This is a genomic window from Streptomyces phaeochromogenes (assembly GCF_001418655.1).
GTDB lineage: Bacteria > Actinomycetota > Actinomycetes > Streptomycetales > Streptomycetaceae > Streptomyces > Streptomyces phaeochromogenes.
Window position 1 is genome coordinate 1 of the sequence record NZ_LIQZ01000385.1, and the last position, 11,502, is coordinate 11,502.

Annotated in this window: 10 protein-coding genes; 2 read left to right on the forward strand and 8 right to left on the reverse strand. The window is 70.9% G+C overall.

From position 1 onward, the window contains the following. A partial coding sequence (locus AOK17_RS39370; protein ID WP_157881488.1) for an aminotransferase class I/II-fold pyridoxal phosphate-dependent enzyme occupies nucleotides 1-691 on the reverse strand: 691 nt, incomplete at its 3' end. A gap of 47 nt (nucleotides 692-738) precedes the next feature. On the opposite strand from AOK17_RS39370, the gene AOK17_RS39375 reads away from it, so the two are divergent. After that, nucleotides 739-1,257 (forward strand): carboxymuconolactone decarboxylase family protein, encoded by a 519-nt coding sequence (locus AOK17_RS39375; protein ID WP_055617428.1) that lies wholly within the window; start codon nucleotides 739-741, stop codon nucleotides 1,255-1,257. 131 nt (nucleotides 1,258-1,388) lie between these two features. Here AOK17_RS39375 and AOK17_RS39380 read toward each other — a convergent pair whose 3' ends face one another. From AOK17_RS39380 to AOK17_RS39400, 5 genes are all read right to left on the reverse strand, one after another. Continuing rightward, nucleotides 1,389-2,354: an ABC transporter substrate-binding protein gene (locus AOK17_RS39380; RefSeq protein ID WP_055617423.1), complete on the reverse strand. Its 966-nt coding sequence runs from the start codon at nucleotides 2,352-2,354 to the stop codon at nucleotides 1,389-1,391. 1 nt (nucleotide 2,355) lies between these two features. Continuing rightward, nucleotides 2,356-4,311: an ABC transporter permease gene (locus AOK17_RS39385; protein WP_055617424.1), complete on the reverse strand. Its 1,956-nt coding sequence runs from the start codon at nucleotides 4,309-4,311 to the stop codon at nucleotides 2,356-2,358. Continuing rightward, a complete protein-coding gene (locus AOK17_RS39390) occupies nucleotides 4,311-5,543 on the reverse strand; it encodes a quaternary amine ABC transporter ATP-binding protein (RefSeq protein WP_245697649.1) in 1,233 nt (410 codons plus the stop codon). Before AOK17_RS39390 ends, AOK17_RS39385 begins: the two co-directional genes overlap by 1 nt. After that, on the reverse strand, nucleotides 5,543-7,102 hold the full coding sequence (locus AOK17_RS39395; protein WP_055617430.1) for a GMC family oxidoreductase: 1,560 nt from the start codon (nucleotides 7,100-7,102) through the stop codon (nucleotides 5,543-5,545). The genes AOK17_RS39390 and AOK17_RS39395 overlap by 1 nt, the downstream gene beginning before the upstream one ends. Before the next feature lie 88 nt (nucleotides 7,103-7,190). Then, the gene (locus AOK17_RS39400) at nucleotides 7,191-8,702 is read right to left on the reverse strand and encodes an aldehyde dehydrogenase family protein (protein ID WP_055617425.1); all 1,512 of its coding nucleotides are present in this window, start codon (nucleotides 8,700-8,702) and stop codon (nucleotides 7,191-7,193) included. Nucleotides 8,703-8,973: 271 nt separating this feature from the next. On the opposite strand from AOK17_RS39400, the gene AOK17_RS39405 reads away from it, so the two are divergent. Beyond that, nucleotides 8,974-9,861 carry a bifunctional helix-turn-helix transcriptional regulator/GNAT family N-acetyltransferase gene (locus tag AOK17_RS39405; RefSeq protein ID WP_055617426.1) on the forward strand — a complete coding sequence of 296 codons (888 nt, stop codon included), beginning with the start codon at nucleotides 8,974-8,976 and terminating at the stop codon, nucleotides 9,859-9,861. Nucleotides 9,862-9,989: 128 nt separating this feature from the next. Here AOK17_RS39405 and AOK17_RS51020 read toward each other — a convergent pair whose 3' ends face one another. Together AOK17_RS51020 and AOK17_RS39410 are read right to left on the reverse strand one after the other, a co-directional pair. Then, a complete protein-coding gene (locus tag AOK17_RS51020) occupies nucleotides 9,990-10,130 on the reverse strand; it encodes a hypothetical protein (RefSeq protein WP_157881489.1) in 141 nt (46 codons plus the stop codon). Between the two features lie 135 nt (nucleotides 10,131-10,265). Continuing rightward, the gene (locus tag AOK17_RS39410; protein ID WP_055617427.1) at nucleotides 10,266-11,255 is read right to left on the reverse strand and encodes a malate dehydrogenase; all 990 of its coding nucleotides are present in this window, start codon (nucleotides 11,253-11,255) and stop codon (nucleotides 10,266-10,268) included. Nucleotides 11,256-11,502 lie beyond the last annotated feature (247 nt).

Below are 11,502 nucleotides of genomic sequence, written 5' to 3' on the forward strand. Positions count from 1 at the left end.
GCGTGCCCAGTTCGTCGAACGGCAGGGTCACCGATCGCAGGCCCGCCCGCTCCACGAGATTCCAGTGCACGTCGAGTCCGTACGACTCCATCGCCAGCGCCCCCGCGCCCCGCTGTCGCAGCACCGTGCCGAGCAGCATCAGGCCGTGTGCGAATCCGGAGCAGATGAGGATGCGTTCGGGGTCGGCGCGTACGCCGCGGGCCCGGGCGAGGTAGCCCGCGAGCGCGGTGCGCAGTTCGACGCGGCCTCGCGGGTCCCCGTATCCGAGAGCGTCGTACGGGGCCGCGGTGAGGGCTCGGCGGGAGGCCTTGAGCCACTCGGCGCGCGGGAACGAGGCGAGGTCGGGGGTGCCGGGGACGAGGTCGTACGCCGGGCCGCCGGGCGTACGCGGCCGGGGCGGGGCGGAGGCCGGTGCCACCACCGCCCGCTCGGCGACCCGCGTGCCGGAGCCCTGGCGGGCGGTGAGCCAGCCCTCGGCCACGAGGTCGGCGTACGCGTCGGCGACGGTGTTGCGCGCGATGCCCAGATCGGCGGCGAGGGAGCGCGACGACGGCAGCCGGGTCCCGGGCGCGAGCCGTCCGCCGCGCACCGCGGCCCGCAACGCGTCCGTCAGGCCTTTGCGCAGGCCGGAGCCGGTGCGCGTCACGTCGACATGCAGATCCACTCCGAAAGTGGCCCAGGATTTCACCATGGAAATGGACCATACTCCTGGGCTACTCCGGACGTAGGCTCATGATCATGACGACGAACACCACCGCCACCGCCACCACTACGGACACCCCGCTCGCCCGCGAGCACGCCCCCCGCCTCCAGTGGACCGAGTTCGCCCCCGAGGTCTACAAGGCCATGGTCAGGCTGGACGCGGCTGCCCGGAAGGGCGTCGACCCGGTACTGCTGGAGCTGGTGAAGATCCGCGCGTCGCAGCTCAACCACTGCGCGTTCTGCCTCGACATGCACACGAAGGACGCGTTCGCGGCGGGCGAGAGCGTCGAGCGGATCGTCCAGCTCAGCGCATGGGAGGAGTCACGGCACTTCTACACGGAGAAGGAGCTCGCGGCGCTCGCGCTCACCGAGGCCGTGACGGTCCTGACGGACGGCTTCGTGCCGGACGAGGTGTACGAGGCCGCCGCCCGCCAGTTCGACGAGGCCGAGCTGACCCAGCTGATCGCCGCCATCACGGTGATCAACGCCTGGAACCGCTTCGGCGTGACCTGCCGTCTCGTGGCCGGCCACTACACGGCCGGGCAGTACAAGTAGCCGAACCAGCAGCCGTAGCCAGTAGCCGTACAAGTTGCGGCACAACACGCGGGAGTGCCGGGTGCCCTCGTCAGGGAGACACCCGGCACCCGTACAGGAAGGGCCACTTGGATGGCCCGTCCGGCGGTGGACTACTTGCGCAGCCACGCCTTCCACGTGGACTCATGGCCCTCGGCCCACTTCCGCGCCGCCTCCTCGGGCGTCAGCTTCTGGTCGGCGATCATCAGGGAGACCTCGTTCTGGTCCTCGGTCGTCCACTTGAACTTCTTCAGGAAGTCCGCCGCCTTGCCGTCGCTCTTCGCGAAGTCCGTGTTCAGGTACTTCTGCAGCGGGGTGTGCGGATAGGCGCAGGCGACCTTCTCCGGGTCGGCGTCGCAGCCCTCCTTGTAGGCGGGCAGCTTCACCTCCGTCATGGGGACCTTCTTGAAGAGCCACTGGGGTGAGTACCAGTAGGTCAGGAACGGCTTCTTCTCCTTGGCGAACTGGCGCATCTGGGTGATCTGGGCCGCCTCCGAACCGGCGAACACCACCTGGAGGTCGAGGTCCAGGTTCTTCACCAGCGCCTTGTCGTTCGTGACGTAGGAGGGTGAGCCGTCGAGCAACTGCCCCTTGCCGCCGCTCTCGGGGGTGCGGAGCTGGTCGGCGTACTTGTTCAGGTTCTTCCAGTTGGTCACGTCGGGGTGCTGCTTCGCGAAGTACGTCGGTACGAACCAGCCGATGTGCCCGGTGACGCCGAGGCCGCCGCCGTTCACGATCGTCTTCTTGTCCTTGACGTACCGCTGTTCCTGCTCGGGGTGGCCCCAGTCCTCCAGGATCGCGTCGACCCGGCCCTGGCTGAGCGCGTCCCACGCGGGGACCTCGTCGACCTGGACGGTGTCGACGCGATAGCCCAGCTCGTGCTCCAACAGGTACTGCGCGACGGCCACGTTGGCCTGTGCGCCGACCCACGACTGCACGGACAGGGTCACGGTCTTGGCACCCTGCGCGTTGGCGAAGGGCGAGGCCTGCTTGGTCATGTCGGCGGCTCCGCAGCCGGCCGTCGTCAGCACCAGCAGGGAGCAGCCGACTGCCAGCACGCCCTTCATACGCGTACGCATCTCAGGCTCCCTTCTTCGTGCGGCGGTCCGTCGGCTGGGTCACCCGGTCGAGCATCAGGCCGAGGCAGACGATCGCCGCTCCGGCCACCAGGCCCGTGGCCAAGTCGCCCTGGGCGAGCCCGAACACGACGTCGTAGCCGAGTGCTCCACCGCCGACCAGGCCGCCGATGATGACGACGGCGAGGACGAGGACGACGCCCTGGTTGAGCGCGAGCAGCAGTGCGGGGCGGGCCAACGGCAGCTGGACCTGGCGGAGTTGCTGCCAGCCCGTGGCACCCATCGAGCGCGAGGACTCCATGGCCGCCGGGTCGACCTGGCGCAGGCCCTGCGTGGTGATGCGGACGACGGCGGGGAGGGCGTAGACGACCGCGGCGGCGACCGCCGGGGCGCGGCCCACGCCGAAGAGGGCGACGACGGGGATGAGGTACACGAACTGCGGCATCGTCTGGAAGACGTCCAGGAAGGGGCGCAGCACGCGTTCGCAGCGCTCGCTCCTGGCCGCCGCGATGCCGGTCGCGAAGCCCAGGACGAGGGTGACGGCCACGGCCGCGAGGACCTGCGACAGCGTGTCGAGGGACGGCCCCCACACGCCGAGTACGCCGATCGCGGCCATCGCGAGAACGGCGGTGAGCGCGGTGCGCCAGGTGCCGATCAGCCAGGCGAGCGCGGCGACGATCAGCAGGGCCGACCACCAGGGCAGCCACTGCAGACCGTCCCGCATCGGGTCCAGGACCCAGGTGGTGAAGTGGCCCGCCCAGTCGGCGGTGCCGCCCACGTAGGGGACGCCTGAGTAGAGGTGGTCCGTCATCCAGTCGACGGCCCTGTTGACGGGCTCGGCGATGTTCACGAGCCAGGCCTCGGGCCAGTCGAGCCGGTCGGTGAGGCGTCCGGCGACCGCGACGGCCACCGCCACGACGGCCGCGTAGGCCCAGCCGGTCCAGCGGGACCCGGTGTCTCCGCCAAGCTCGTCGTCCACCGTTCCCGCCGCGCCCGTCACCCGGTCGAGGACGACGGCGAGCAGCACGATCGGGATACCGGCGGCGAGCGCCGCGCCCACGTCGACCGAGGCGAGCGCCTGGTAGACGCGGTCGCCGAGGCCGGCCGCGCCGATGACGGACGCGATGACGGCCATGGACAGGGCCATCATGATCGTCTGGTTGAGGCCGAGGAGGAGTTCCTTGCGGGCGAGCGGGATGCGGGCCGTGAGGAGCCGTTGCCGGGCCGTGGTGCCCAGGGACTCGACGGCCTCCATCACCCCGGCGTCGGCGCCGCGCAGACCGAGCGCGGTGAGCCGGGCCATCGGCGGGGCCGCGTACACGACGGTGGCCAGCACCGCGGCCGGGACACCCATGCCGAAGACGAGGACGACCGGCAGGAGGTACGCGTAGGCCGGGAACACTTGCATGGTGTCGAGTACGGGGCGGAGCGCCCGGTACGTACGGTCGGAGAGCCCCGCCGCGAGGCCGAGGAGCACGCCGATCACGACGGACGCGAGGACCGCGACCACCATGAGCGCGAGCGTCTGCATGGTGGGGATCCACATACCGAGCAGCCCGCAGGCCAGGAACGCGGCGCCCGTGCCGAGCGCCAGCCTTACCCCCGCGACCCGCCAGGCGACCAGTGCCGCCGCGGCCGTGACGCCCGCCCAGCCGGCGGCGAGCAGGACGAGGTAGACGGCGCGTACGGAGAGGACGACCGCGTTGGAGACGTACCCGAAGAAGTAGAGGAACAGCGGGTGGCTGTCGCGGTTGTCGATGACCCAGTCGCTGGCCTTGCCGAGGGGCTCGGTGAGGTCGACGGTGAGGGCGTGCGGCCAACTTCCGCTGGCCCAACGCGCGTTGGCCAGCGGGACGAGGACCGCCGCCGCGACGGCGAGCAGCAGGAGCTTGCCGGTGGCGGGGTGCTTGAGGAATCCGGGGAGACCGCTCCGGGGAGCGGTCGCGGTGATCGTGGCCATCAGGCCACCCCCTCGCGAGCGGACGAGGCCGTTCCGTCGCCCTGGTCAGGAGCAGACTCGGCCGAACCGGCACCCGACTCCGAACCGGTGGCCGCATCGGTGTCCGAACCAGCGGCCTCATCGGCGAACTGCCCGCCGGTCCCAGCCACCACCCCCAGCAGCGCGTCCGAGTCGACGACCCCGAGGCAGCGCCCCCGGTCGACCACGCGGGCGGTCTGGCCGGTGCGCGCGACCGCCTCGATGGCCTCGGAGACCGTGGCCTGGGGCGCGAGGGCCGGGCCCTCGCCCGCCTCCTGCGCGGACGCGGCCCGCATGGCCCGCCGTACCGTCATGACCTGCTCGCGCGGCACGTCCCGTACGAACTCGCGAACGTAGTCGTCGGCGGGCGAGCCCACGATCTCCTCGGGCGTGCCGAGCTGGACGACACGGCCGTCGCGCATGAGGGCGATGCGGTCGCCCAGGCGCAGGGCCTCGTTCAGGTCGTGGGTGATGAAGACCATCGTGCGGCCCTCCTCGTGGTGGAGCCGGACGACCTCCTCCTGCATGTCGCGCCGGATCAGCGGGTCGAGCGCGCTGAACGGCTCGTCGAACAGCAGGACTTCGGGGTCCACGGCCAGCGCCCGCGCCAGTCCGACGCGCTGCTGCTGACCGCCGGAGAGCTGGCCGGGCCGCCGGTGTTCCATGCCTTCGAGGCCGACCTTGGTGACGACCTCCTGGGCCCTCTCGCGGCGCTCGCGCCTGCCGACGCCCTGGACTTCGAGCCCGTACGCGACGTTGTCGAGCACGGTCCGGTGCGGCAGCAGGCCGAAGTGCTGGAAGACCATCGCGGCGCGGTGGCGGCGCAGTTCGCGCAGCCGCGCCTTGTCCATGGCGCGGACGTCCTCGCCGTCGATGACGATCGAGCCGGCCGTCGGCTCGATGAGCCGGGTCAGACAGCGTACGAGGGTGGACTTGCCCGAGCCGGACAGGCCCATGACGACGAAGACCTCGCCCTTGCGCACATCGAAGCTCACGTCCCGGACGGCGGCCGTGCAGCCGGTACGGGACCGGAGTTCGGCCGGGCTGAGGGCCGCGAGCTCGGGGTCGGCGGGGACGCGGTCTGCCTTGGGGCCGAAGACCTTCCACAGCCCGTCGACGGCGAAGACGGGCTCGGCACCCGAGCCGCCGGCACTCGTGTGCCCGGCACCCGTCGGCTCAACAGCCGCGTCCTGAACATCGGTTGACGTACTCATCACGCACCGCCTCCCAGCAGGTCCACGCACTTCTCGCCGACCATGAGCACCCCGATCATCGGGTTCACGGCGGGCATCGTCGGGAAGACCGACGCGTCGGCGATCCGGATGCCATCGAGGCCACGGATCCTCAACTCGGGGTCCACTACGGCCAGTTGGTCGTCGGACGCGCCCATCCGGCAGGTGCCCGCCGGGTGGTACACGGTGTGCGCCACCGACCGGGCGTACGCACTGAGCTCCTCGTCGCCCGTGACGTCCGGTCCCGGGCAGACCTCGCGCTTGAGCCAGTGCGCGAGCGGCTCGGACTTGGCGATCTCGCGCGCGATCTTGATGCCGTCGACGAGCGTGCGGCCGTCGTAGTCGTCCTCGTCCGTGAAGTAGCGGAAGTCGAGAGCGGGCTTCTCGGCCGGGTCCGCGCTCGTCAGGTAGAGGCGTCCACGGCTGCGCGGCTTGGGGATGTTCGGGGTCATCGAGACGCCGTGCGCGGGGCGTTCGTAGCCGATGCGCTCCGGGTTGTCCGTGAAGGGGACCTGGTAGAAGTGGAACATCAGGTCCGGACCGGCGTGTTCGGGGTCGCGCCGCACGAACAGGCCCGCGTCGGAGTCCATCGCGGAGTTCTCGGGGATCGGCCCGTCCGTCTCCCACACGATGACCGACTCGGGGTGGTCGAGCAGGTTCTCGCCGACGCCCGGCAGGTCGTGGACGACGGGGATGCCGAGCGCTTCGAGGTCCTGGCGCGGCCCGATGCCGGAGTGCATGAGCAGCCGCGGCGAGTCGACGGCACCGGCGCACAGCAGCACTTCGTTCCGCGCCCGGACGAGGACTTCCTCGCCGTCCTTGGTGCGTACGTGCACACCGCGGGCGCGCGTCCCGTCGAGCTCCAGCTTGTACGCCCACGTCTCCAGGAGGATGTGGAGGTTGGGCCGCTCGTCCATGAACGGATGCAGGTAGGCGACCGACGCGCTCGACCGCTTGTTGTTCTCCGGGTGGTACGCGAGGTCGAAGAAGCCGACGCCCTCGGTGAACGGCTGCTTGTTGAAGCCCTCCACGCGCGGCACTTCGAGGGCCGACTGCGCGGCGTCGACGAAGTCGCGGGCGATGGCGTTCCGGTCCTTCTCGTCGACCGGCACGATGTTGTTGCGCAGCCGCGGGAAGTACGCCTCCATCGGCACCGCGCCCCAGCCCTTGGCGCCCGCCGCCTCCCACTCGTCCCAGTCGGACGGCAGCGGCTTGAACGCGATGAGCGTGTTGTGCGAGGAGCATCCGCCGAGGACCCGGGCGCGGCTGTGCCGGATGTGCGAGTTGCCGCGCGGCTGCTCGGTCGTCGGGTAGTCGTAGTCCAGCTCCCCGCCGAGCAGGCCCATCCAGCGCCGCAGGGTCAGGACGTCCTCGCGGCCCACGTCGCTCGGGCCGCCCTCGATGACGGCGACCGTGACGTCCGGGTTCTCGGTGAGCCGGGAGGCGATGACGGAACCCGCGGTGCCGCCGCCTATGACGACGTAGTCGTACGTGTTCTGTTCTGCCGTGTTCTGTTCTTCGGGCAGGGCGTGTGCGGGCATCGCGGGTTCGGGCGTGGCGTGTTCAGGCATGGCGTGGCGCTCCAAGGTGCCTTGTGCGGTGGGGGTCGAAGGTGGTCGGGGGCGGGGGTCAGCCCGCGAACCACCGGACGGGCTTCGGCGCGAGGTTCTGGTAGACGTGCTTGGTCTCGCGGTACTCGGCGAGCCCCGCGGGCCCGAGTTCGCGCCCCACACCGCTCTTGCCGAAGCCGCCCCACTCCGCCTGCGGGAGGTAGGGGTGGAAGTCGTTGATCCAGACGGTGCCGTGCCGCAGCCGGCCGGCGACGCGCCGGGCGCGCCCCGCGTCGGCCGTCCAGACGCCGCCCGCGAGCCCGTACTCCGTGTCGTTGGCGAGCGCGACGGCCTCGTCCTCCGTGCGGAAGGTCTCGACGGTCAGGACCGGGCCGAACACCTCTTCCCGGACGACCCGCATGTCGCGGTGGCACTGGTCGAGGACGGTCGGCTCGTAGAAGTAGCCGGTGGCGGGCCGCTCGGCGGACGGCTCGGGGCGGGCGCCGCCGGCTCGCAGCACCGCGCCCTCGGCGAGGGCCGCGGCGACGTACGACTCGGTCTTCTCGCGCTGTTCGGCGGAGACGAGCGGGCCGCACTCGACGCCGTCCTCGGTACCGCGGCCGAGCCGGATCCGCTCGGCCCGCCGCGCCAGTTCGGCGACGAAGCGCTCGCGCACGGACTCCTCGATGATGAGCCGGGAACCGGCGGAGCACACCTGCCCGCTGTGGATGAAGGCGGCGTTCAGGGCCTGGTCGACGGCGGTGTCGAACCCTTCCTCCGTGGCGCAGGCGTCGGCGAAGACGACGTTGGGGTTCTTGCCGCCCAGTTCGAGGGCGACCTTCTTCACGGTGACGGCGGCGGCCTGCGCGACCTTCGTACCGCTGACGAGTCCACCCGTGAACGACACGAGGTCGACGTCCGGGTGCTCGGCGAGCCGGGCGCCGACGCTGTGGCCGGGCCCGGTGACGATGTTGGCGACACCCTCGGGCAGCCCGGCCTCGACCAGCAGCGCGATGAGGGCGACCGTGGTCAGCGGAGTGATCTCGCTCGGCTTGATGACGAAGGTGTTCCCGGCGGCGAGGGCGGGTGCCACCTTCCAACTCGCCTGCAGCAACGGGTAGTTCCAGGGCGTGATCATCGCGCAGACGCCGACGGGTTCGTGCACGACGACGCTGTGGATGTCGTCCGACCCGGCGTCGACGACCCGCCCGCCACCCTCGCCGACGACGAGATCGGCGAAGTAGCGGAAGGCGTCGGCGACACAGTCGATGTCGACGCGCCCCTCCTCCAGGGTCTTGCCCGCGTCCCGGCTCTCAAGGAGCCCGAGCGCTTCGCGGTCGCGTACGAGAAGGTCGGCGACGCGGCGCAGGAGCGCGGCCCGCTCGGTGACGGGGGTGTGTGGCCACTCTCCGTGGTCGAAGGCGCGCCGGGCGGCCTCGACGGCGGCGTCCGTGTCCGGTACGCCGCCTTCGGCGACCACGGCGAACGTCTTGGCGTCCGCCGGGTCGAGAATGTCGCGCGTGGCCCCTGAGGCGGCCGCACGCCACTCTCCGCCCACATGAATCGTCTGCTGCGCCTGGTGTCCCGACATGTTCGGTGTTGCCTTCCGTTCCTGTTCCGTGCCCCTGCGTCACACGCGTGTCACTCTCGCGGGCCGAGTGCACCTGCCCCGGGACCTGGTTTGCATGCACAACCAGTGACGGATAGTGCGCCGAGTCACTGAAAAATCACTGGAAATAGGAACAGAAGGTGCGAAACGCGAGGCCCGACCGTGGACGCCCGCGGCCCAACCCATGGACTCCCGACCCATGGACTCCCGACCCATGGACTCCCGGCAACCCTTTGACTAAAGTCAAAGAAATATGGAGCCAGTGACAGCGTCAGTGTCCGCGGAGCACGTGACCACCCTGCGCCGCTTCAACCGGTACTTCACCCGCCGGATCGGTGTGCTCGACGATCACTACCTCGGGCAGGACCGTCCGCTCGGCGAGGCGCGTCTGCTGTTCGAGATCGGGACCGGCGCGTCGCTGAAGGAGCTGAGGACCCGACTCGGCCTGGACGCCGGGTACTTGAGCCGGATGGTGCGCGCGCTGGAGGGCCAGGGGCTCGTCCGGGTCAGCGTGCACCCGACGGACAGCCGGCTGCGCCTCGCGGAGCTCACGGAGGCCGGACGGGCGGAACTGGCGGAGCAGAACCGGCGGGCCGACGGGCTCGCAAAGGGCCTGCTCGACGGGCTGAGCGAGGAGCAGCGGGGGCGGCTGACGGAGGCCGTCACCGTGGCCGAGCGGCTGCTGCGGCTGGCCGGGGTCGGCATCAGGGCCGTGGACACCCGGTCGGCCGACGCGCGCGCCTGCCTGGCCGGTTTCGCCGCCGAACTCGACGAGCGGTTCCCCGAGGGATACGCCACCGCGGACCTCGTGCCGCCGGAGCAGATCGCCGTCCTCCTCGTCGCGTACGAGGAGGAGCGTGCCGTCGGCTGCGGGGCGCTGTGCGCGCTCGACGCTCGCACGGCCGAGATCCGGCATCTCTGGGTGCACCCCGACGCCCGCGGACTCGGCCTCGGACGGCGGCTGTTGACCGCGCTGGAACGTGCGGCAGCCGGGCGCGGGCATCACGTCGTACGCCTCGACACGCACGAGGTCCTCAAGGAGGCCGCCGCGATGTACCGCACGAGCGGATACGTCGAGATCCCGGCGTACGACGCGAACGCGCACGCGAGTTACTGGTTCGAGAAGGTGCTGGTCAGGTGACGCATGGCCCGTCGCCCGTAATCAGTGCTGGAGCGAACAGACCAGCCCGACCTTCGCCCGGGGTGCGCCTGCAACAGCATGGCGGGCGGCGGCAGTTGGCGGCTCGGCATCCGGTGTTCCGACGGTGACTACAAGTGGTCCGCCTGGAAGAGGGTCACCACGCCGACCAGCCTGCGCTGCTCCGGCGGCCCCACCATCACGAACCACTGGATCGATCGACACCGCCTGAGCCGGGCTCGTACGCCGCCGCTGTCCGGGACCTGCTGCACAGGGGGGAGCAGGTACGGACGGTCGCTCGGTGAGCGTTGCGCGGTGGCGTGCGGTGCGCGAAAAAGCCGCCCCCGGCGATTCCGGGGGCGGCTTCAAGCTTGGGTGGGGCTTCGGCCTTCAGGCCGGCGTACGGCTCAGATGAGGCCGAGGGCGCGGACCGCCTCGCGCTCCTCCTCCAGCTCCTTCACCGACGCGTCGATGCGGGCGCGGGAGAACTCGTTGATGTCGAGGCCCTGGACGATCTCGTACGAGCCGTCCTTCGTGGTGACGGGGAAGGAGGAGATGAGGCCCTCCGGAACGCCGTACGAACCGTCGGACGGGATGCCCATCGAGGTCCAGTCGCCGTCCGCCGTGCCGTTGACCCACGTGTGCACGTGGTCGATCGCGGCGTTCGCGGCCGAGGCGGCCGAGGAGGCGCCGCGGGCCTCGATGATGGCGGCACCGCGCTTGGCGACGGTCGGGATGAACTCCTCGGCCAGCCACTTCTCGTCGTTCACGGTCTCGGCGGCGTTCTTGCCGGCGATCGTGGCCTGGAAGATGTCGGGGTACTGGGTGGCGGAGTGGTTGCCCCAGATGGTGAGGCGCTTGATGTCCGCGACCGTCGAGCCCGTCTTCTTCGCGAGCTGCGTGAGCGCGCGGTTGTGGTCGAGGCGCGTCATCGCGGTGAAGCGCTCCGCCGGTACGTCCGGGGCGGCGGCCTGGGCGATGAGGGCGTTGGTGTTGGCCGGGTTGCCGACGACGAGGATCTTCACGTCGTCCGCGGCGTTGTCGTTGATGGCCTTGCCCTGGGGCTTGAAGATGCCGCCGTTGGCCGAGAGCAGGTCGCCGCGCTCCATGCCCTTGGTGCGGGGGCGGGCGCCGACGAGGAGACCGACGTTCGTGCCGTCGAAGGCGACGTTCGGGTCGTCCGTGATGTCGATGCCCTGGAGGAGCGGGAAGGCGCAGTCGTCGAGCTCCATGGCGGTGCCCTCGGCGGCCTTCAGCGCCGGCGTGATCTCCAGGAGACGCAGCTTGACCGGCACGTCCGCGCCGAGCAGCTGGCCGGAGGCGATGCGGAAGAGCAGGGCGTAACCGATCTGGCCGGCCGCGCCGGTGACGGTGACGTTCACGGGAGTGCGGGTCATGGCGTTCTCCGTATGACAGCTGACGACGGTGGGGCGTCCCTGCCCCGGGGTACGGGATCTCCTGCCCTGCCGCCGGGATGATCGATCACCTGTGTCGATGATCGATCTCTTGGCGTCAAGAGAGATCCAGCGGTCAGGCTATCGCGCATCCGGGATCCCGGACGGCCGGGGCCGATGTGGCCCACCCCACAGGGCGCCCCGCGCGGCGCTCCGCCGGGTTGCGGGGCACGGGGCGGGGTTGTGGGAG